Origin of the sequence: Paucibacter sp. XJ19-41 (genome assembly GCF_028462495.1) — a bacterium.
Classification (GTDB): domain Bacteria; phylum Pseudomonadota; class Gammaproteobacteria; order Burkholderiales; family Burkholderiaceae_C; genus Roseateles_E.
The window spans coordinates 1-20118 of record NZ_JAQOWX010000016.1 but is presented as its reverse complement, the minus strand read 5'-3'; the positions used below and the strand labels follow the sequence as shown (position 1 = coordinate 20118).

Genomic DNA, 20118 nt, shown 5'->3' with positions numbered 1-20118 from the left:
CAGCGACGCAGCCCGGCGCTCCCAGGTTGGCGCCGAATCTAGCACAGCGAGCCAGCTGCCATGACGACGGCCGGGCATTCTTTGCAGTCTGAAACAGTCAGCGCCGCGCACAGCCGCTTTGTGCAGCGCATCCGGCGCCGCTACGAGGCCGAGCTGGCGCTGCTGCCGCCGGGCCTGCCGGACCGCGCGGTGATCGAGGCCCTGGTGGCCACCTTGCAGGCCGGCGGCCGGGCGCTGCCCAGCGCCTTGCGGGTGGCCCGCCATCTGGTTCTGGAGCGCCTGGCGGTGCTGGACATCGAGACCGGCGCGGCGATGGAGGACATCACGCTGGCGATGACGCTGCTGGCCGAGACCACGCTGGACCTGGCGCTGGCCGAGGCGCGCAGCGCCCAGGACGCGATCCACGGCGCGCCGCGCAATGCCGAGGGCCAGGTGATCGAGTTCTGGGTCATCGGCATGGGCAAGCTGGGCGCGCGCGAGCTCAATGTCTCGTCCGATATCGACCTGATCTATGTCTACGAGGACGAGGGCGCCACCGACGGCGCCCTGTCCATCAGCGCCCATGAGTACTTCAGCCTGGTCGCCAAGCGCCTGTACACGCTGATCGGCGAGGTCGGCGACGACGGCCAGGTCTTCCGTGTCGACCTGGCGCTGCGGCCCAATGGCAATTCCGGACCGCCGGTGGTCAGCCTGGCGATGCTGGAGGAATACTTCCTGGTGCAGGGCCGCGAATGGGAGCGCTTTGCCTGGCTGAAGAGCCGGGTGGTCGCGCCGCTGGCCAGCCGCAGCAATGGCCGGGCGCTGGCGCTGCGCGCGCTGGTGACACCTTTTGTCTACCGCCGCTATCTGGACTACGGCGTGTTCGCAGGCCTGCGCACCCTGCACCGCAAGATCCGCGACGAGGCGCAAACGCGCGCGGCCGGCCGGCCCGAGCGGGCCAATGATGTGAAGCTGTCGCGCGGCGGCATCCGGGAGATCGAGTTCATCGTGCAGCTGCTGCAGGTGGTGCGCGGCGGCCAGTTCCCCGAGATCCGCACCCGCTCCACCGTCAAGGCGCTGTCGCGAGTGGCGGCGCGAGGGCTGATGAAGCCGGCCACCGCCGACAAGCTGATCGAGGCCTATGTCTTTCTGCGCCGGGTCGAGCACCGCATCCAGTTTCTCGACGATCAGCAGACCCACTGCCTGCCCGGTGCCGACGAAGACCTGGGCTGGATCGCCCGCAGCCTTGGCCTGATCTGCCGCAGCGACACTTGCGAGCTCTTCGACAAGCTCTGCGAGGTGCGCGAGCTGGTGGCCACCGAGTTCGATGCGCTCTTGCACGACGGCCAGGCGCCCAAGCCCGGCGGCTGCAAGAGCGGCGGCTGTGGCGGGCCGGCGCTGCCGGTCGATGCCGAGGAGTTTCTGGAGAAACTGCCGCCCGCGCTGGCCAGCTCGGTGCGCCGCTGGGCCCAGCAGCCGCGTGTGCAGGCGCTGCGCGAGGAATCGCGGCTGCGCCTGGCCAAGCTGGTGGGCCGGGCGGCGCTGGGCGTGCGCGACGGCGAATGCAGCCTCGACGCGGCGCTGCGCTTTGTCGACTGGATCGAGCCGCTGCTGCGGCGCGAGAGCTATCTGGCCCTCTTGGTCGAGCGGCCCTCGGTGCAGACCCGGCTGCTGCGGCTGCTGGGCCTGGCGCGCTGGCCGATGCGCTATCTGATGCTGCATCCGGGCGTGATCGATGAGCTGGCCGACAACCGCCTGCTGGGCGAACGATTCAGCGGCAGCGAGTTCATCGGCGATCTGCAGGACCGCCATGCCGCCTGGGCCCGCTCCGGCGAGGCCGACGAGGAGGCACTGCTGGACACCTTGCGGCGCGCCCACCATGCCGAGGTGTTCCGCACCCTGGTGCGCGATGTCGAGGCCAAAATCACCGTGGAGCAGGTGGCCGACGAGCTCTCGGCCCTGGCCGATGCCACCTTGCAATGCGTGATCGAATGGGCCTGGGCCCGGCTCAAGCAGGCGCATCGTCCGGCCCCCGGCTTCGCGGTGATCGCCTACGGCAAGCTGGGCGGCAAGGAGCTGGGCTATGGCGGCGATCTTGACGTGGTCTTCCTGTTCGACGACGCGGACGAGAATGCCGGAGAGATCTACGGCGCCTTCGTGCGCAAGCTGATCACCTGGCTAACCCTGCGCACCGCCGCCGGTGAGCTGTTCGATATCGACACCGCGCTGCGCCCGAATGGCAACTCGGGCCTGCTGGTGACCAGCATCCAGTCCTTCGAGAACTACCAGACCGGCCGCGGCAGCAACACCGCCTGGACCTGGGAGCACCAGGCCATCACGCGGGCGCGCTTCTGCGCCGGCAACGAGGCGCTGGGCCAGCGCTTCGAGGGCGTGCGCCGCGCGGTGCTGACCGCGCCGCGCGACCCCGCCGCGCTGCGCCAGGAGGTGCTGGCGATGCGCGAGAAGGTGCGCCAGGCCAAGCCGGTGCGGGCCGGCCAGTTCGATGTCAAGCACAGCCCCGGCGGCATGATGGACGCCGAATTCGCGCTGCAGTACCTGGTGCTGATGTTCTCCGGCCAGCACCCGACGCTGCTGGACAACGCCGGCACGATCGCGCTGCTGCAGCGCGCTGAAGGCGTGGGCCTGCTGCCGCAGGGCATCGGCCAGGCGGCCGGCGATGCCTACCGCGAGTTGCGCCGCATCCAGCACCGGGCCCGGCTTGATGAGCAGCCTACCGCCGTCGACGCCGCCAGCCTGGCCGAGCTGGGCCTGGACAAGCAGCGCGACGCCGTGCTGGCCCTGTGGCAAGCGGTGTTCGGCTGAGCCCCTGGGCGGCGCTGGCCGCCCTGCTCGCGCTCGGGGCCCTGCTGGCCCAAAGCTTCCCGACGGCCGGGCTCGACTGGCAGCCGGCGCGGGCCTGGGCCGAGCCCTGGCGCTTCTGGAGCGCCGCCTTTGTGCACTGGAGCGCTCAGCATCTGCTGGCCAATCTGGCCGGCTGCGCGGTGCTGGCCCTGCTGGGCTGGGCGGCGCGGCTGCCGGCGCGGGCCGCGCTGGCCTGGGCCCTGGCCTGGCCGCTGACCCAGGCCGGCCTGCTGCTGCGGCCCGATCTGCTGCACTACGGCGGCCTGTCGGGCGTGCTGCATGCCGGCGTCGCGGTCGCGGTGCTGGAGTTGCTGCGCCGGCCCGGGCGCGAGCGCCTGATCGCGCTGGCCATCGCGCTGGGCCTGATCGTCAAGCTGAGCCTGGAGCAGCCGCTCGGGCCGGCACTGCGCGCGCTGCCCGGCTGGGACATCCTGATCGCGCCGGTCGCGCATCTGAGCGGGGCGGTCAGTGGTGCCGTCATTGGCGCCGTCAGCAGTGCGATCAGCGCGCTTGCGTCGCCGCGCCGCGCCCGGCCGGCGGCATGATGAAGGCATGAACCCCACACAGCGCAAAACCCATCTCGACACCCTGGCCGTCAGCAGCCTGCTGGTCTGCTGCCTGCTGTGGGGGCTGAACCAGGTGGCGGTGAAGGCGGCGCTGAGCGAGATCTCGCCGCTGTGGCAGGCGGGGCTGCGCTCGCTGGGCGCGGCCCTGCTGGTGTGGGCCTGGGCGACAACGCGCGGCATCAAGCTGTTCGAGCGCGACGGCACGCTGGCCGGCGGCCTGCTGGCCGGCGGGCTGTTCGGCCTGGAGTTCGCCTGCATCTTCGCCGGCCTGCAGTACACCAGCGCCTCGCGCATGGTGGTCTTCATCTATCTGAGCCCCTTTGTCGTCGCGCTGGGCATGCCCTTCATCGCCAAGTCGGAGCGGCTGAGCCTGCGCCAGAGCGCCGGCCTGCTCTTGGCCTTCGCGGCGGTGGCCTGGGCTTTTGCGGAAGGCTTCGGCCAGACCAGCGACTCCGGCCGCCAATGGCTGGGTGATGCGCTGGGCCTGCTGGCCGCCTTGCTCTGGGGCGGCACGACCCTGGCGATACGGGCGACCAAGCTGTCGGCGGCCAGCGCCGAGAAGACCTTGTTCTACCAGCTGGGCGTCTCGGGTCTGGGCCTGGTCGCGGCGGCGGCATTGATCGGCGAGACGCTGCCGCTGCAATGGTCGATGCGGCTCTCGGGCCTGATGCTGTTCCAGACCGTGGTCGTCAGCTTTGCCAGCTATCTGATGTGGTTCTGGCTGGTGCGCCACTATCCGGCCACCCGGCTGGCCAGCTTCACGCTGTCGACGCCGCTGTTCGGTCTGCTGGCCGGCGCGCTCTTGCTGGGCGAGAGCATCAGCCTGCGCCTGGGCGTGGCCTTGGTGGCGCTGACGGCCGGCGTGGCCCTGGTCAACAGAAAATAGTCGTCTGTCTCCAGCGCGGCAGTCGCTGCCCGGCGGCCCGCTTAGACTGCCGCCACCCCCAGACCTGCCGGAGACAAACCATGACGATCACGCTGTGCGGCTTCTCGCTGTCCAACTATTACAACAAGGTCAAGCTGGCCCTGCTGGAGAAAGGCATCCCCTTCGAGGAAGAGCTGGTAATGACCAACTCGGCCGATGAGGCGGTGCTGAGCTGCACGCCGCTGGGCAAGGTGCCCTTCATCCGCACGCCGCAGGGCGCGCTGTGCGAGAGCCAGGTCATCATGGACTATCTTGAAGCCCTCCAGCCGACCCCGGCCCTGCTGCCGGCCGACCCCTTCGAGGCGGCCAAGGTGCGCGAGCTGGTGACCTTTGTCGAGCTGCATCTGGAGCTGGTGGCGCGCGAGCTCTACCCGCAAGCCTTTTTCGGCGGCACGGTCAGCGAGGGCACGCAGACCCGTGCCCGCAAGCTGCTGGAAAAGAACATCGCCGGTTTCAAGCGCCTGGCGAAGTTCTCGCCCTTTATCGCCGGCGAAAGCTTCACGCAGGCCGACTGCGCCGCCTGGGTCAGCCTGCCCCTGGTCGCGATGGCCTCCAAGGCGGTGCTGGGCGAGGACCTGCTGGCGGCCGGCGGCGTCGACTGGAAGCCCTATATCAAGCGGATCGGCGAGCGCCCCAGCGCGCAGAAAGTGGCGGCCGACCGCAAGGCCGACCAGGATCGCTTCGCCAAGGCCTGAAACCTGCCCTCCCCCTGCAATCGCGGGGGAGTCCGTTCGGCCATGCCCCGGTGACACGCAGGATTCACGGTCTTGCTGAAGGATGGCGCCATGCTGCCAGACAGCATCCATCAGCCCATCCAATCCGGGAGAACCCACAGTGTCCAAACAATTCCTCGCCATCGTCGCCCTGGGCGCCGCCAGCCTGTCCGCCAACGCAGCCATCGAGCTGGGCGAAGGCGCTCTGAGCTATCAGCAGAACTTCGACAGCCTGGCCAGCAGCGGCAGCACCGGCACCGCACTGCCGACAGGCTGGGCCTTTGCCGAGACCCTTGCCAACGCCAATGCCAGCTACGGCGTCGGTGATGGCGGCAGCAATGCCGGCAACACCTACAGCTTCGGCAGCGCCGGCAGCAGCGACCGCGCGCTGGGCAGCCTGCAATCCGGCAATCTGCTGACGGTGTTCGGCGCCTCCTTCACCAACCAAGCCAGCCGCGCGATCGACAGCCTGGCGATCAGCTACACCGGCGAGCAATGGCGCCTGGGCACCACCGGCCGCGCCGACCGCCTGCAGTTTCAGTACAGCACCGACGCCAGCTCGCTGAACACCGGCAACTGGACCAGCGTCAGCGCGCTGGACTTCGGCTCCGTCGTCACCACCGGCAGCGCCCGCGCCCTGAACGGCAACAGCAACAGCGCCGCCGTCTCCGGCAGCCTGAGCGGCCTGAGCCTGGCCCAGGGTGCCACCGTGTGGCTGCGCTGGACCGACTTCAACGCCAGCGGCGCCGACGACGGCCTGGCCGTCGACAACTTCAGCCTGAACGCCACCTTGGCCCCGGTGCCCGAGCCAAGCAGCTACGCGCTGCTGCTGGCCGGCCTGGGCGCGATCGGCTTCGTCGCACGCCGCCGTCGCGGCTGACACGCGCTTCAGTGCAAACCTGCGCCACCTGGCAAGGGTTTGCACGGCCCTCATTCAGGGTGCCGGCCACTCGATCTTCGCCCCCTAAACTGCCGCCGCAGCGCCCGACAAGAAAACCAGGGGCGCCGCTACCACGTCGACAACAGGGAGGAAAGCGATGATCCAAAAAACCCAGGCGCTCACGCGCCTGCTGGCAGCCTGCGGGCTGCTCCTGGCGAGCGCCACCGCCGTGGCGCAATTGCCCAGCTTCCAGTTGGACTGGGTGCAGAGGACCGGCACGGCCACCACCCTGGACAGCATCGATGTCGGCTTGCGCCTGTCGCTGGCACCTGGGCAGGCGGGCATGTCACTAGATCCGGCGAATTACCTGAGTCTGAGCGACCTGCCGCTGGGCACGCACATTGATGATGACGGCCAGGGCCATCAGGCAGCATTCGCGAGTATTGACTGGAGTCAGACTCGGTACGGTTCCAGCCTTCGCTGCTACAACAGTTTCGATGCGTCCTGTGGTCTTGGAGAACCAAATCCGTATCGGACCGAATGGCACTTTGGCGGTGACGGCGATCCTGCCCGTCTTGGCATCCTCGACCTGCCGCAAATGTCTTTGCGGCAGGTCGAGTTCATTGACTTCTATCGCTATCGATTCGTCCCGGGCAGCGCAGTGACTCCAGGGCAGTATCGACTGAGCAGCGCTGATATCCGACTGCATGTCGCCGGGTACGACCAAGGCGGTAACGCTCTGCGCGCTACGGTCCCATTGACCTCCATCTGCCCAGCAGCCCAGCCGGATTGCGCCTTCGTGCGCACCGTCACCGCTGTGCCAGAACCTTCCACCTGGGGTCTGATGAGCGCAGGATTGCTGCTCATCGTCGGCGCGGCTCAGCGGCGCAGAAAGCGCCAAGCCTAAACACGCCGCAGCTGTCGGGTTGCGCTGAATGTTGAACCGGGCCCTGTTGACCATCAATCGCTTGGCGCGGTTTATCTCGCCGCAGTCTGAATCCGTGTCTCACTGAAGTTTGAATTCACGGGCTCTTGTCTCGCTGTAGTTTGAACTTTCGATCGGCGTTGCTGGCGAGTTCGGAACGTCGGCGCAGACCAGCATGCCCCTCGGAACGACGGCAACAGCCTCGGGCCGTGCATCCAGCCACACATGGCCTCGGAGTTGCGCCGCAACGATGTGCTCCCTCCCCAGACGAGAATGACCTTGGACCGGCGAAAGTCCAGGGGCGTCGGTAACGAGCTACAACTTCAGGGAGCGCACCGGCGGTGCAATGATGGTCATGATGAAGAACAACCACGTCCTGATTGACTACGAGAACATCCAGCCCGATGTAGCCCGCCTTCTCGCACAACCCGTCTTCAAGGTCTGGATATTTGTCGGTGCCCAGCAAAACAAGGTCAAGTTCGACCTGATTGAGCTAGTTCAGAAGAAGGGCTCCGACGCGAAGGTCATCAAGATGAGCGCCAGCGGGCCCAATGTGCTGGACTTCCACATGTCGTTCTACCTGGGCGAGCTCGTCGCCAAGGATCCAGAGAGTTTCTTGCACGTGGTGACCGGCGACGGCGGCATGGATAGGCTGCTGGAGCACCTACGGGACCGCGGGATGAAGGTCCAACGTCACAAGTCAGTCGCCGACATCCCCCTCATCAAGCCGTCGCCGCATGTCCCCAAAGAGGAGAAGCTTTCGCGCGCTATGGAGTACCTGATCAATCGTGGCGTTCAGCGTCCTGCCTCGCTGAAGACGCTCAGGGGCTCGATCAGCGCGCTCTTCCAGCCTAAATTGGACGAGTCGGAAGTGATGACCCTGATTGGCGTGCTGGCCGAGCACGGAGTACTAGCCGTCGATGGCACAAAGGTCGTCTATGGGTTGCCCGACTGACAGTACACCCTGGTTTGCGTAGCCTTGGCCACTGAATTCTGGATACGAGTAGTGTGGTCCACCGCAATGGCTACCGCTACTGCAGGTAGTAGGCGCGTATCGCATCACCATCCAGCGGCGTAACTGTGGAGTCGCGAGCTGTGCCGAAGCGCGTTTCGGCCTTCGTCGGGTCGTCCACCAGCGAGCCGCGGGCACGCGCGTGCAGCGACATGAGCGTGTGCAAGTCGGGCTTCACCATTTCATGCAGCGCGCGCAGCATCAGCGACACCCCAGCCAGGTTGCCCGCAACGCTATTGGCAAAGCGCGGGTGCTCCCTCAGCGCTATATCTGCCCAAAGCACTTCGCGACGCTGCAGGTCCAGCACCAGCGGCAGACTGATGTGAGCGTCGGAAGCTAGGTCTACCCGGTCCACCACGGTACGAGCCTCGAAGGGCTCGCCTGAGTTCAGGTCCGTACGCGACATCCAGCCAGCGAAGCATTCCGGCAGGTCGCAATAGGCTTGGCCCGAGTAGCTGTTGACGCTCATCATCACGAACCGCACGCCACGGGCACGTAGCATTTGCAGGTCCAGATCGATGAACTCAGCCGCGCCCTTCGGCGCATCGACGATATCGCCGCTGTGGTAAGCCCCCCAGCTGCGCAGGTTGTAGAACGCGATGGTGTCAACGTAGCGGTAGTCATCACCGTACAGCACCACGGAGAGGTCGATGTCCACCCGCGAACGGCCGTTCATCCACCAAAGGAAGAGCCTGACGAAGCCAACCTCGGGCATCGGGATGCGGCTGCCACGCGCGAAGGTGCGCAGCGTCTTGGACGCAGCACGCTGCGCCAGCGGCACCACGTAGCTCGCCAATGCGGGGTCCACGTAGCAGCGCCCCAGCGATGGCAACTGCGCGAAGCGTGCCAGCAACGCTGCTTCGCAGCCCTGCACCACCTGTTGTGCGACGCGCGCGTCGATGGCAACGCGATGGTCACTAAGGGCGAACACGTTAGCAATTTCGCCCTTCGGAAAGAAGACACGCAGCCGCCCTTGCTCAGCGCGCGCCTTGAAGTGCGCCAGCACTTGCAGCAGCACGGCGGTTGATACGCGTGGCGCCAACTCGGCAAAGCGGCTCAGCAACGCCTCGGGATGGCCGCTCTTGCGCAACAGCAAATCCAGCCGGCGGGCGTACTCGCCGGGACGCGCCTGCAAGGCCTGCGCCGCGCCGGCAACATCGCCCACGGCCAAGGCCTGTTCCACACGGCTGTTGAAGCTCGTGAAGGGCTGACCATCGCGAATCACGGCAAACGCAGCGGCAGTCTTCGGGTAGCGCTCGGCATGCTCCCCCGGGTGCAGTCGCTCGCCTAGGCGCTTGAATGGCTCCGCCCGACGGCGCATGTCTTCTGTCAGGCCAACACAGCCCTCCATCAAAGCCAGCAGCAGCCGGCGCTGGCGACGCGGGAACCGGGCGAAGCGCGTAGATGCAGCCAGCGACACATCACCACCCGACAGGCCCACGGCCAGGCGCAGCACGTCCGTTCCCGTGCGGAAATGTGTTTCGACAAAATGCTGTGTGCGCTCGTCGTCGCCCACATGCAGCATCAGTTGGGCACCAATGAGCGCCAGATTCTCCTTGAACGGGAACTTGGCCGGCAGAAGGCGGAACACGTCGGCGCGGTACTGTCGCACAAACCAAGTCAGGTCAGCTTGATCTTGCGCGGACAGCGATGCACCCGCTCCCGCCAGCCGCGTACAGATGGCTTCGAAGTCCTCCACCGATCCCAGTTCAACGATCAGCGGGGCGCGGTTGTGCAGCAGCGGCGGGCGTTGTCCGTCCGTTGCTGGCATGCGTCGCAGGCTCACGTAGTGACTCAGCGCGCTCAAATAGAGCTCGGCTTCTGTCATCGCCATCACCTGCGCGGGGAACCCGGGATACAACGGCTCGTGCTGACGGTGCGCCCCCAGGAGCTTACGGATATCCTGAGTGATACCACGCAACATTCGCGCCGCTTCCTCGGGCGAAAGGGTAGACAGGCGCGAGACCACTTCATCGGCCAACACAAATCCCAGCACCTCGATCTCCTTGAGCATCGTGGCAATCTGTTGCAGTGTGGCGCCGCCCGTACCGGGGCGCACATGCAGCCGCGAGCGGCGGCGCAGGTAGATTTCGTTCATCGTTCCGTCCCTGGAAACAAGATCGCCTGCTCAAAGGCAGGCGATGAGCGGGAAGCGGGGGCCCTAGGTTCAGAGGTTTTAGAAGGAAGGACCCCCATAGCCGCATTGGAATCATACCGCCCTCTGTCCGCGCCTCTCGTCGGGTATCGCGCCTCGGCTATCTACTGAACCAGGGCAATTCAGTTCAAACGGCCATGGATTGCGAGCTTCGAGAAATCAGGTCGCTTCGAGCACTCGCATCTCGATGCGAAATCACGCCGCCGTAGCCATGTTGACCAACGCATCGAGGCCAAACAGGTGGATCCTGCCGAGCATCAGTTCAGAGATACGCGGCTGAGTCACCCCGAAGAGCCTGGCGGCCTACGCTTGGCTCATTGCGGTACCGACTTACGCCTGCCACAGTCAAAGGGGCATCGCTCATCGTAGAAAGCCCCGACAGCACAATCCAGAAGGCCGCACGCGGCCCAAAGCGGTCTTCTGCGGAGCGCCAACTTAAGCGCAAACAGTTCCAAACTCAGCGCAAACCGACACCCGGCACCGGGAGGTCGCCGGGCCCTGCAGTTCATCCTGCCGCTGCTGCAGTCTGTCGGCCCGCACTAGGGCGACAGCTGGGCTCTTGTTATGGTGTGCTACATCAGCAACACACAAGGCCCACGCCATGCAGCGCTGGAACGATTCAAGCCCGATTTACCAACAGCTCGCCGACCGTCTGGCGGTGCAGCTGCTGGACGGCAGCCCGCCCGAGGGTGAGGCCCTGCCCTCGGTGAGGGCGCTGGCCAGCCAGTACCTGATCAATCCGCTGACCGTCAGCCGGGCCTTGCAGGCGTTGGTGGACAACGGCCTGGTCGAGCCGCGCCGCGGCCTGGGCATGTATGTGCAGCCCGGAGCCCGGTCACGCCTGCTGAAAAGCGAGCGCGAGCAGTTTCTGCAGCAGGAGTGGCCGGCTCTGCGTGCCAAACTGCGCCGCCTGGGCCTGAGCGCCAAGGATCTGAACTGGGAAGAACAGCAATGAGCGATCACAACAACCCCCTCGTCGAGGCGCGCGGACTGAGCCTGCGCTATGGCAGCAAGACCGCCATCGACGACATCAGCTTCACGATCCCCAAGGGGCGCGTCGTCGGCCTGCTGGGCCATAACGGCGCCGGCAAGACCTCGCTGATGAAGGCCCTGGTGGGCCTGCTGCCGGCGCAAGGTGAGCTGACGGTGCTGGGCCTGAACCCGGGCCGGCAGCGCGAGACCTTGCTGCAGAACATGAGTTACATCCCCGACGTGGCCGTGCTGCCGCGCTGGGCCAAGGTGTCCGAGCTGATCACCTTGATGAGCGGGCTGCAGCCGCGCTTCTCGGCCGAGCGCGCCCGCGCCCTGCTCAAGCGCACCAGCGTGGGCCTGAACGACAAGGTCAAGAGCCTGTCCAAGGGCATGGTGACCCAGGCCCATCTGGCGCTGATCGCGGCGATCGACACGAAGCTGATGATCCTCGACGAGCCGACGCTGGGCCTGGATGTGATGTCGCGCAAGAGCTTCTACGAGATGCTGATCGACGAGTGGTGTGACGGCGAGCGCAGCGTGCTGATCTCGACCCACCAGGTCGAGGAGATCGAAACCCTGCTGAGCGATGTGATGATGCTGGACATGGGCCGGCTGGTGCTGAACATCAGCCTGGAGGAGATGGACTCGCGCTTTGTCGCGCTGAGCCATGACCCGGCCGCCGCCGACGCGGTGGCCGCCGCCCATCCGCTGCTGCGCTACCGCCAGCAGGGCCGGCCGGCGGCGCTGTTCGACGGCGCGCCGCCCCCTCAGCTCGAAGCGATGGGCCAGCGCTTTCGGCCCAGCCTGGTCGACCTGTTCATGGCGCTGACGCGCAAGCCCGAAATGCAGTCATCCAGCAGCCAAGCCTGAGGAGCAAGAATCATGTGGACACGCTTTCAAACCCTGATGCTGCGCGAGTGGATGCAGCACCGCCAGGGCTGGCTGCTGGTGATGCTGCTGCCGCCGGCGATCTTTCTGGCCCTGCTGCCCTTCGGCCAGGTCGAGCTCGAGATGGCCGAGCTCTCACCGCTGGCCCTGGCCGCCGTGGCCACCGCCCTGTGCGCCGTGGCCGTCACCGGCCTCAGCTGGGGCGCGGTGATGCTGCAGCTGCCCGGCCTGGCGCGGCGCGACAGGCAGGACCGCTCGATCGAGTTCTGGCTCTCGCTGCCGGCCGGCCATGGCGAGAGCATAGGCGCGACCCTGGTGATGCATGTGTTGCTGCTGCCGCTGCTGGCCCTGCTGGTGGGCAGCGTGCTGGGCCTGGTGATTGCGGCCGGCGTCGTCGTCAAGCTGGGCGGCCTCGCTGCGCTGGCCGATGTGTCCTGGGTAGCCCTGCTGGCGGCCGGCCTGGCCGGCCTGGCGCGCCTGGCCCTGGGCCTGGTGCTGATGAGCTTGTGGTTATCCCCGCTGTTCATGATCCTGATGGCGGCCTCGGCCTGGCTCAAGCGCTGGGGGGTGCCGGTGGTGATCGCCGCGGTCGTGATCGGCGGCAATGTGCTGAACAAGGTCTACGGCAACCCCATCGTCTGGAATCTGCTGGGCGCGCAGGCGGAGGGTGCGGGGACGGCCTTCACCAACCACGAGGGCGAACTCGACGCGCTGCGCCACTCGAGCGGCGGCGTCGCCGAGTTCGGCGGCGGCGTGGCCCGCTGGGCGCTGCAGGACTCGCTGGCGGCGCTGCAGAACCTGGCGTCGCCCCATCTGCTGGGCGGCCTGCTGGTGGCGGCGGCCTGCTTCGGGCTGCTGGTGCTGCGCCGCAGCCGGCCCTGATCAAGAACGGCTCGCGAAAAAAACAAAGCCCGCTGCTGCGGGCTTTCTGAGTTCAGGCCGTCTGCGGCCCGGCCGCTGCGGCGGCCACCTTGGCCGCCATCTCCTTGCGGAAGCGGTTGAGCTCCTGCACGCTAGCGAAGCTGCGCTCCATCAGCAGGCTCATATTGTGGAGGATGCGCTCCACCACCTTGTTCTCCCAGACCGCGTCGAACTGGATCTGCTTGTCCAGCCAGTGCTCCAGCCACTCGGGGTCGGGCACGCGGCTCTGAATGGTGTCGCGCGGGAACAGCGCGGCGTTGACCCGCAGATTGGAGGGGTGCAGGGCCTGGGCCGTGCGGCGCGCGCTGGCCATCAACACCCCCACCTTGGCAAACGCGGCCCGGGCCTCGTCGCCGAACTTGCTCATCGCCCGCTTCATATAGCGCAGATAGGCGCCGCCATGGCGGGCCTCGTCACGCGCCAGGGTTTCATAGATCGCCTTGATGACCGGCTCGGTATGCCACTCGGCCGCGCGCCGGTACCAGTGGTTCAGCCGGATCTCGCCGCAGAAATGCAGCATCAGCGTCTCCAGCGCCGGCGCCGGGTCGAAGTCGAAGCGCACCTCGTGCAGCTCATCCTCGGTGGGCACCATATCGGGACGGAAGCGCCGCAGATACTCCATCAGCACCAGCGAGTGCTTCTGCTCCTCGAAGAACCAGACGCTCATGAAGGCCGAGAAGTCGCTGTCATCACGGTTGTCGCGCAGAAACATCTCGGTGGCCGGCAGCGCCGCCCACTCGGTGATCGCGTTCATCTTGATGGTGCGCGCCTGATCGTCGCTGAGTCGCTCGGTGTCGAACTTGTCCCAGGGGATGTCCGTGTCCATATTCCAGCGCACCGCTTCCAACTGCTTGAAAAGTTCGGGATAAAGCATGATCCGTCCTCGGTTGGTCGGGGCCGATTTTATGCCCGGCCCGCCCGCCAGCGCTGCACCTGCGGCCCGATGGCCGCGAGATCGGCGATATGCAGCAGCCCAGTATGGGGGCTGCGCTTTTGCAGCGCGGCGCTATTGCCGCCGGCCCAGAGCTCGAGCGCGGCCGGCAGGCGCCCGCGCAGCTCGGCCAGCGCCTCGGCCACCGGGCCGGCCGCCAAATAGCCGCTGAAGCTCAGGGCCACGATATCCGAGCGGTGGGCGGCGGCCGCCAGCACGATGTCGCCCAGCGGCGTCTGCACGCCCAGCGACAGGCATTGGCAGCCCTCCAGCGCCAGCAGGGCCTCGGCCATCAGCAGGCCCAGGCCGTGCTGTTCGCCCGGCAAGGTGGTCAAGAGCACCCGCGGCCGCTCGGCCCGCGCCAGCTGCGGCACCGCCTGGATGGCCTGGCGCAGCACCAGCTGCACCGACTCGCTGTAGATGTGTTCCTCAAACACCTGCAGCTCGCCGCGCATCCAAAGCTCGCCCACCTGCGTAGTCAAGGGGGCGATGAGTGACACCACCCCCTCCCCCAGCCCCGAGCGCAGCAGCGCCTGCGCCAGCATGCGGCGCAGGCCGTCGACATCATGAACTCGCAAGGCATCGATGAAAGGCTGCAGCTCGGCCGCCGCCGGGCCGGCCAGCCGGGCCTGCTGCTGCGCCTGGTCAAGCAGCGATTGCAGGCTGAGGACATCGGCCGGCACCAGGCGCCCGGCGCGGTGGCCCAGGTCCAGCAAGCGCTTGATCAGGCGCAGCTTCGCCACCTGCTCGGGCGGGTAGGCGCGCTCGCCCAGCGCATCGCGCAGCGGCTGCGGGAACTGGTAGCGACGCTCCCAGATGCGCAGGCTGTCCTTGCTGATGCCGGTATCCCGCTCGACGGCGGTGATGCCCAGCAAGACCGGCGACTCAGCCATGCGTGATCCCGAGGATTTGCTTGCGATTGAATAATTTGTCTTGGACAAACATGAGACAAAACCAAAATATTGGCTTAGTATGGACGTAACAAGTCGATTTGACTAGGACAAACAATGAACAGACGACTCGCATTGTCCATCGCCACCGGCCTGCTGCTGGGCCTGGGCAGCGCCTGGGGCCAGAGCTGCCCGGCCCTGCTGCAGCGCGAGATGCCGCGCCTGCAGGATGAGAAGCCGCAGCCGCTGTGCCAGTACGCCGGCAAGGTGCTGCTGGTGGTCAACACCGCCAGCTTCTGCGGCTTCACCGGCCAGTACAAGGCGCTGGAGACCTTGTCGCAGCGCTATGGCCCGCGCGGTCTGGTGGTGCTGGGCTTTCCGTCCAATGACTTCAATCAGGAGGGTGGCAGCAACAAGGAGATCGCCGAGTTCTGCGAGAACACCTTCAACGTCAAGTTCCCGATGTTCAGCAAGACCAGCCTGAGCGCCGGCAAGTCCGACAGCAACGGTCTGATCCTCGACCTCGCCAAGCGCAGCGGCCAGGCGCCGAAGTGGAACTTCCACAAATACCTGGTGGCCCGTGATGGCGCCGAGGTGCTGAGCTATGCCTCGGCCACCGATCCGCTGAGCCGGCCCTTCACGCTCGAGCTCGAACGCCTGCTCGCCAAGCCTTGAAATGGCCGGAACCCGCCCCATGTCCATGACTGTTGTATCGCCCGCAGCACTTGTACCCACTACCGGGGACAGTGCAGCGGAACTCGCCGCCAAGCCCTCGTTCAGCGGTTACAAAAGCTTGGCAACACCGTTGTGGCCGCAGGTCTTGGAGGAGTCTGCAAAACAACTGTTCTCAGCCGCGCGTCAAAGCGCTAAAGTCAAACCAGAATTTAGGTCGCAAGATCGCCTCTGCGAAGAGGTCGAAATCCCGGAGCCCTTCTCCTCCTCCTCCCTCCCTCCCTCGTTGGCTTCGGGGCGTCTTGCAACCTCTTTTATGTCCGGGGCTTCCGTCGCAGGCGGAAGCCCTCTTCATTTGCGGCGCCAACCGCTGGGCGCGGCCGCCCACGCCGAGACGCTGGCCCCTTTTCTCGCCGGCCTGAGCCAGCCGGGCGCCGCGCCGGCCGGGTCGCAGCGACGCATCGCGGTGGTCGGCTCGGGCATCAGCGGGCTGTCGGCCGCCTGGGCGCTGAGCAGCCAGGCCCAGGTGAGCCTGTTCGAGGCCGGCGACTACTTCGGCGGCCACACCCACAGCGTCGACGTCGAGCTGCAGGGGCAGCACTGCGCGGTCGACACCGGTTTTCTGGTCTTCAACGAGCGCACCTATCCGCTGCTGATCCAGCTGTTCGCGCAGCTGGGTGTGCAGACGGCGGCCAGCGAGATGTCCTTCTCGGTGCAGCTGCCGAAACAGGATCTCGAGTGGAGCGGCAGCAATCTGAACACCGTGTTCGCGCAGCGCCGCAATCTGGCGCGGCCAGCTTTCTGGCGCATGCTCAAGGACCTGCTGCGCTTCAATCAGCTGACGACAGCACTCGCCGAGCAAGGCAGCGAGGCCGCGCTGGCCCAGCCGATCGCGGCCTTTCTCGACGAGCAGCGTTTCGGCCCCGAGTTCCGCGACTGGTATCTGCTGCCCATGGTCGCCTGCATCTGGTCCTGCCCGACCGCGCAGATGCTGAGCTTCCCGATCAGCACGCTGATCCGTTTCTGCCACAACCACGGCCTGCTGCAGGTGACGAACCGGCCGCAATGGTTCACGGTGCGCGGCGGCGCCCGCCACTATGTGGACCGGCTGCTGCCGCGCATCGCCGACCGCCGCCTCAACACGCCCGTCACTGCGGTGCGCCGCCTGCCCGACGGCGGTGTGCAGCTGGCCACCGCGCATGGCAGCGAGCGCTTTGACGCGGTGGTGCTGGCCACGCACAGCGATCAGTCGCTGCGCCTGCTGAGCGAGGCCGCGCCGGCCGAGCGCCAGATCCTCGGCGCCATCGGCTATCACCGCAACCGCGCTGTGCTGCATACCGACACCGCGCTACTGCCGCGCCGCCGCCGCGCCTGGGCGGCCTGGAACTACGAACACGGCGGCGGCCGGCAAGAGCAGCAGGCCGTCTGCCTGCACTATCTGCTCAACCGATTGCAGCCCCTGCCCTGGCAGCAGCCGGTGGTCGTCTCGCTGAATCCGGTGCGCGAGCCCCGGGCCGAGCAGGTGCTGGGCGAGTATGACTATGCGCACCCGGTCTTCGACCATGCCGCCACCCGGGCCCAGCAACGCCTGGGCGAGATCCAGGGTCAGGGCGGGCTGTGGTTCTGCGGCGCCTGGACGCGTTACGGATTCCATGAGGACGGCCTGCTCTCGGGCCTGACGGTGGCGCAGCGCCTGATGGCCAGTTGGGCCGCCACCACCAGGGCAGGCACATGAAGACCTGGCCGACCCAGGCCCTGATAGCACACGGCCCGGTGCACCACGGCCGACTGCGCCCGCGGCCGCACCGCTTCAGCTATGCCAGCTACTTCCTGATGCTGCCGATGCGCGCGCTGCGCGCGCAGGCCTGCGCGGCGCTGAACCGCAACAGCTGGGGCTGGCTGAGCTTTCACGATGCCGACCACGGCGACGGTGGCCCCGACGCGCTGGCCTGGCTCGATGGGCTGCTGGCCTGCGAGGGCATCACGGATGCCGATGGCGAGGTCTGGCTGCATTGCTTCCCGCGCGTGCTGGGCTATGCCTTCAAGCCGGTCAGCTTCTGGTACTGCCACCGTGCGGACGAGAGCCTGGCCGCCATCGTCGTCGAGGTCAACAACACCTTTGGCGAGCGCCACTGCTATCTGCTGGCCGGGCCCGAGCTGGCCTATGGCCGCGAGCTGAGCGCCGCCAAGGTCTTCCATGTCTCGCCCTTTTGCCGGGTCGCGGGCCGCTACCGCTTCCGCTTCCTGCACACCGGCATGCGCACGGTTGCACGCATCGCGCATGAGGACGAGCAGGGGCCGCTGCTGACAACCAGCATCTCCGGCCAGCTGCAGCCGCTGACCCGCTGCAGCGCGCGCGCGGCCTTCTTCGCCCACCCGGCCTTCAGCCTGATGCTGATGGCCCGCATCCACTGGCAGGCCTTGCGCCTGTGGCTCAAGCGCACCCCTTTCTTCGGCAAACCCGCCGCACCGACCCGGTTTCTGACCCGCTAAGCAGCCCGTCCATGAACTCCTCCACGCTCACCTCCTCGTTCAGCCTGCCGGGCAGCGCACCCGCAGCCGCACGCACCGTGTTCAAGCTGCTGGCCCGGCTGCAGCACGGCAGCCTGGATGTGCAACTGCCCGACGGCAGCTCGGCGCACTTCGGCGGCGCCGAGGGCCCGCGCGCCGCGCTGCGCATCCGCAACTGGGCCGTCTGCGGCGCCGCGCTGAAGAGCGGCGACATCGGCTTCGCCGAGAGCTATGTGGCCGGCCACTGGAGCACGCCCGATCTGTGCGCGCTGATGGAACTCTTCATCCGCAACCGCGAGGCGCTGGAGGCCGTGGTCTATGGTCGCTGGTGGGGCGCGCTGGCCTACCGGCTCAAGCACTGGCTCAACCGCAACAACCGCGCCGGCAGCCGCAAGAACATCCACGCCCACTACGACCTCGGCAACGATTTCTACCGGCTCTGGCTGGACCCGACGATGAACTACTCGAGCGCCTGGTTCGAGGGCGACCGGCGCCGGCCGCTGCCCGAGGCGCAGCAGGCCAAGATGCGCCGCGCGCTCAATGAGTGCCAGGTCTTGTCCGGCCAGCGCGTGCTGGAGATCGGCTGCGGCTGGGGCGCGCTGGCCGAGTGTGCGGCGCGTGACTTCGGCGCGAAGCTGACCGGCGTCACGCTGTCCAGCGAACAGCTGGCCTGGGGACAGGACAGGCTGCAGCGCGCCGGCCTGGCCGCCGAGCTGCGCTTCCAGGACTATCGCGACATCGCCGACCCGGCCTTCGATGCCATCGTCTCGATCGAGATGTTCGAGGCGGTCGGCCGCGAGTACTGGGAGGGCTACTTCAGATGCGTGCACGACAAGCTCAAGCCCGGCGGCCGCGCCTGCATCCAGAGCATCACGATCCGCGACGATCTGTTCGAGCGCTACACCCGCTCCAGCGACTTCATCCAGCAGTACATCTTCCCCGGCGGCATGCTGCCCAGCCCGAGCCAGTTCCGCGCCCAGGCGGCCAAGGCGGGGCTGCGCGTCGTCAACGAGCTGGCCTTCGGCGCCGACTATGCCGAGACGCTGCGGCGCTGGCGCGAAGACTTCATGCAGCGCGATGCCGAGGTGCGCAAGCAGGGCTTCGACACCCGCTTCATACGCTTGTGGGAGTTCTACCTCGCCTATTGCGAGGCGGCTTTTGCGACCGGCAGCACCGATGTGATGCAGTTCACCCTGATCAGGGACTGAGATGGACCGCCGCCTTGCCTCACTGGCCCTGATCGCGCTGCCGCTGGCCGCCCAGGCCCAGCCCGCCGAGCTGCCCGGCTGGAAGCTACAAGGCCAGGGGCAGATGCGCTTCTTCGGCCTGCTGGTCTATGACATCCGGCTCTGGGCCACGAGCCGGCCGGGGCCGCAGTGGTGGACCGCGCCGCTGGCGCTGGAGCTGCAATACGCGCGCAGCCTGAAGGGTGCCGAGATCGCCAAACGCTCGCTGCTCGAGATGCGCCGCCAGCAGACGATCGACGACACCACGGCCCAGCGCTGGCTGACCGAGATGGAGGCCGCCTTCCCCGATGTCAAGGCCGGCGACCGCATCAGCGGCCGGCACGAGCCCGAGGTCGGGGCCGACTTCTTCGTCAACGGCGCGCTGTCGCGGCGCATCGCCGACCCGCTGTTCAGCCGCCTGTTCTTCGGCATCTGGCTGGCGCCGCAGACCTCGGAGCCGGCGCTGCGCAGCCGGTTGCTAGGGCCCGGCTCATGAAGCCGCTCGACGGCCTGCGCTACGGGGCGCTGGGCTTCCCGCTGGCCTTTGTCGCGCTGCCGCTGTACGTGACCCTGCCGGCCCACTATGCGCAGCAGTACGGCGTGGCGCTGGCCGCGCTGGGCGCGGTGCTCTTGGGCGCCCGGCTGTTCGATGCCCTGGTCGACCCCTGGATAGGCCGGCTGGCCGACCGCTGGCTGAATCGGCGCAGCGCGCTGGCGCCAATGGCGGTGGCGGCCCTGCTGCTGGCTCTGGGTTTCGTGCTGCTGTTCTTTCCGCCGACGCTGAGCCAGGCCGGCTATCTGGGCTGGTGCGCGGCGACGCTGGTGCTGAGCTATCTGGGCTATAGCGTGCTGGCCGTGATGCACCAGGCCTGGGGCGCGCGGCTGGGCGGCGACGGCCTGCAGCAGACCCGCGTCGTCGCCTGGCGCGAGGGCCTGGCGCTGGTCGGTGTGATCAGCGCCAGCCTGCTGCCCTCGCTGCTCGGCATGGCCTGGACCAGCGCGGCGCTGGCACTGGGCCTGTTGCTGGGCCTGGCCTTGCTGCGGCGGGCGCCGCGCGCACGGCCCAGCGAGCGCAGCGCGGCCGAGCAGG

At 67.3% G+C, this 20118-nt stretch carries 19 protein-coding genes and 1 pseudogene; 16 read left to right on the top strand and 4 right to left on the bottom strand.

Annotated elements, in window-relative coordinates; genetic code table 11:
• Positions 1-60: 60 nt before the first annotated feature.
• The 7 genes from glnE (at position 61) to PO768_RS06220 (ending at position 7805) form a co-directional block, all read left to right on the top strand.
• Positions 61-2802 carry a bifunctional [glutamate--ammonia ligase]-adenylyl-L-tyrosine phosphorylase/[glutamate--ammonia-ligase] adenylyltransferase gene (gene glnE, locus PO768_RS06250; protein ID WP_272645364.1) on the top strand — a complete coding sequence of 914 codons (2742 nt, stop codon included), beginning with the start codon at positions 61-63 and terminating at the stop codon, positions 2800-2802.
• The gene (gene rrtA, locus PO768_RS06245) at positions 2781-3386 is read left to right on the top strand and encodes a rhombosortase (protein ID WP_272645363.1); all 606 of its coding nucleotides are present in this window, start codon (positions 2781-2783) and stop codon (positions 3384-3386) included. Before glnE ends, rrtA begins: the two co-directional genes overlap by 22 nt.
• A gap of 7 nt (positions 3387-3393) precedes the next feature.
• Positions 3394-4293 carry a DMT family transporter gene (locus tag PO768_RS06240; protein ID WP_272645362.1) on the top strand — a complete coding sequence of 300 codons (900 nt, stop codon included), beginning with the start codon at positions 3394-3396 and terminating at the stop codon, positions 4291-4293.
• An 80-nt stretch (positions 4294-4373) separates the two neighbouring features.
• The gene (locus tag PO768_RS06235; RefSeq protein WP_272645361.1) at positions 4374-5027 is read left to right on the top strand and encodes a glutathione S-transferase; all 654 of its coding nucleotides are present in this window, start codon (positions 4374-4376) and stop codon (positions 5025-5027) included.
• A 139-nt stretch (positions 5028-5166) separates the two neighbouring features.
• Positions 5167-5925: a PEP-CTERM sorting domain-containing protein gene (locus PO768_RS06230; RefSeq protein WP_272645360.1), complete on the top strand. Its 759-nt coding sequence runs from the start codon at positions 5167-5169 to the stop codon at positions 5923-5925.
• A 157-nt stretch (positions 5926-6082) separates the two neighbouring features.
• Positions 6083-6832: a PEP-CTERM sorting domain-containing protein gene (locus PO768_RS06225; protein WP_272645359.1), complete on the top strand. Its 750-nt coding sequence runs from the start codon at positions 6083-6085 to the stop codon at positions 6830-6832.
• Positions 6833-7208: 376 nt separating this feature from the next.
• Complete coding sequence (locus PO768_RS06220; RefSeq protein ID WP_272645358.1) at positions 7209-7805, top strand: PIN domain-containing protein; 597 nt, start codon at positions 7209-7211, stop codon at positions 7803-7805.
• Positions 7806-7881: 76 nt separating this feature from the next.
• Here PO768_RS06220 and PO768_RS06215 read toward each other — a convergent pair whose 3' ends face one another.
• Complete coding sequence (locus tag PO768_RS06215; protein ID WP_272645357.1) at positions 7882-9960, bottom strand: TerD family protein; 2079 nt, start codon at positions 9958-9960, stop codon at positions 7882-7884.
• A gap of 252 nt (positions 9961-10212) precedes the next feature.
• Positions 10213-10320: pseudogene (locus tag PO768_RS06210) on the bottom strand (XRE family transcriptional regulator); the annotation flags it as partial.
• A 298-nt stretch (positions 10321-10618) separates the two neighbouring features.
• Here PO768_RS06210 and PO768_RS06205 point away from each other — a divergent pair.
• The 3 genes from PO768_RS06205 to PO768_RS06195 are packed head-to-tail and all read left to right on the top strand — an operon-like array spanning position 10619 to position 12759.
• A complete protein-coding gene (locus PO768_RS06205; RefSeq protein ID WP_272645356.1) occupies positions 10619-10972 on the top strand; it encodes a GntR family transcriptional regulator in 354 nt (117 codons plus the stop codon).
• On the top strand, positions 10969-11859 hold the full coding sequence (locus PO768_RS06200; protein WP_272645355.1) for an ABC transporter ATP-binding protein: 891 nt from the start codon (positions 10969-10971) through the stop codon (positions 11857-11859). The genes PO768_RS06205 and PO768_RS06200 overlap by 4 nt, the downstream gene beginning before the upstream one ends.
• A 12-nt stretch (positions 11860-11871) precedes the next feature.
• Positions 11872-12759 carry a hypothetical protein gene (locus PO768_RS06195; RefSeq protein ID WP_272645354.1) on the top strand — a complete coding sequence of 296 codons (888 nt, stop codon included), beginning with the start codon at positions 11872-11874 and terminating at the stop codon, positions 12757-12759.
• Between the two features lie 52 nt (positions 12760-12811).
• On the opposite strand, the gene PO768_RS06190 is transcribed toward PO768_RS06195, so the two are convergent.
• Positions 12812-13672 (bottom strand): ferritin-like domain-containing protein, encoded by an 861-nt coding sequence (locus PO768_RS06190; protein WP_272645353.1) that lies wholly within the window; start codon positions 13670-13672, stop codon positions 12812-12814.
• A 29-nt stretch (positions 13673-13701) separates the two neighbouring features.
• A complete protein-coding gene (locus tag PO768_RS06185; protein ID WP_272645352.1) occupies positions 13702-14622 on the bottom strand; it encodes a MerR family transcriptional regulator in 921 nt (306 codons plus the stop codon).
• 114 nt (positions 14623-14736) lie between these two features.
• Between PO768_RS06185 and PO768_RS06180 the strand changes: the two genes are divergently transcribed.
• From PO768_RS06180 to PO768_RS06155, 6 genes are all read left to right on the top strand, one after another.
• On the top strand, positions 14737-15294 hold the full coding sequence (locus PO768_RS06180) for a glutathione peroxidase (RefSeq protein WP_442953185.1): 558 nt from the start codon (positions 14737-14739) through the stop codon (positions 15292-15294).
• A 415-nt stretch (positions 15295-15709) separates the two neighbouring features.
• Entirely contained in the window at positions 15710-17026 is a 1317-nt protein-coding gene (locus tag PO768_RS06175) for an NAD(P)/FAD-dependent oxidoreductase (RefSeq protein ID WP_272645404.1), read from the top strand.
• On the top strand, positions 17023-17784 hold the full coding sequence (locus tag PO768_RS06170) for a DUF1365 domain-containing protein (RefSeq protein WP_137945671.1): 762 nt from the start codon (positions 17023-17025) through the stop codon (positions 17782-17784). The genes PO768_RS06175 and PO768_RS06170 overlap by 4 nt, the downstream gene beginning before the upstream one ends.
• A gap of 11 nt (positions 17785-17795) precedes the next feature.
• The gene (locus tag PO768_RS06165; protein ID WP_272645351.1) at positions 17796-19010 is read left to right on the top strand and encodes an SAM-dependent methyltransferase; all 1215 of its coding nucleotides are present in this window, start codon (positions 17796-17798) and stop codon (positions 19008-19010) included.
• A gap of 1 nt (position 19011) precedes the next feature.
• A complete protein-coding gene (locus PO768_RS06160; RefSeq protein ID WP_269839188.1) occupies positions 19012-19524 on the top strand; it encodes a chalcone isomerase family protein in 513 nt (170 codons plus the stop codon).
• Positions 19521-20118 (top strand): MFS transporter (locus tag PO768_RS06155; RefSeq protein ID WP_272645350.1); only part of this gene is annotated, 598 nt, incomplete at its 3' end. The genes PO768_RS06160 and PO768_RS06155, both read left to right, overlap by 4 nt.

Bases quoted from the DNA above. Each gene is read 5' to 3' on its own strand.
- PO768_RS06185 (WP_272645352.1), bottom strand. From the start codon at position 14,622: ATGGCTGAGTCGCCGGTCTTGCTGGGCATCACCGCCGTCGAGCGGGAT.
- PO768_RS06160 (WP_269839188.1), top strand. From the start codon at position 19,012: ATGGACCGCCGCCTTGCCTCACTGGCCCTGATCGCGCTGCCGCTGGCC.
- PO768_RS06165 (WP_272645351.1), top strand. From the start codon at position 17,796: ATGAACTCCTCCACGCTCACCTCCTCGTTCAGCCTGCCGGGCAGCGCA.
- PO768_RS06190 (WP_272645353.1), bottom strand. From the start codon at position 13,672: ATGCTTTATCCCGAACTTTTCAAGCAGTTGGAAGCGGTGCGCTGGAAT.
- PO768_RS06220 (WP_272645358.1), top strand. From the start codon at position 7,209: ATGAAGAACAACCACGTCCTGATTGACTACGAGAACATCCAGCCCGAT.
- PO768_RS06200 (WP_272645355.1), top strand. From the start codon at position 10,969: ATGAGCGATCACAACAACCCCCTCGTCGAGGCGCGCGGACTGAGCCTG.
- PO768_RS06240 (WP_272645362.1), top strand. From the start codon at position 3,394: ATGAACCCCACACAGCGCAAAACCCATCTCGACACCCTGGCCGTCAGC.
- PO768_RS06205 (WP_272645356.1), top strand. From the start codon at position 10,619: ATGCAGCGCTGGAACGATTCAAGCCCGATTTACCAACAGCTCGCCGAC.
- PO768_RS06170 (WP_137945671.1), top strand. From the start codon at position 17,023: ATGAAGACCTGGCCGACCCAGGCCCTGATAGCACACGGCCCGGTGCAC.
- glnE (WP_272645364.1), top strand. From the start codon at position 61: ATGACGACGGCCGGGCATTCTTTGCAGTCTGAAACAGTCAGCGCCGCG.
- PO768_RS06235 (WP_272645361.1), top strand. From the start codon at position 4,374: ATGACGATCACGCTGTGCGGCTTCTCGCTGTCCAACTATTACAACAAG.
- PO768_RS06215 (WP_272645357.1), bottom strand. From the start codon at position 9,960: ATGAACGAAATCTACCTGCGCCGCCGCTCGCGGCTGCATGTGCGCCCC.
- PO768_RS06195 (WP_272645354.1), top strand. From the start codon at position 11,872: ATGTGGACACGCTTTCAAACCCTGATGCTGCGCGAGTGGATGCAGCAC.
- PO768_RS06180 (WP_442953185.1), top strand. From the start codon at position 14,737: ATGAACAGACGACTCGCATTGTCCATCGCCACCGGCCTGCTGCTGGGC.
- PO768_RS06225 (WP_272645359.1), top strand. From the start codon at position 6,083: ATGATCCAAAAAACCCAGGCGCTCACGCGCCTGCTGGCAGCCTGCGGG.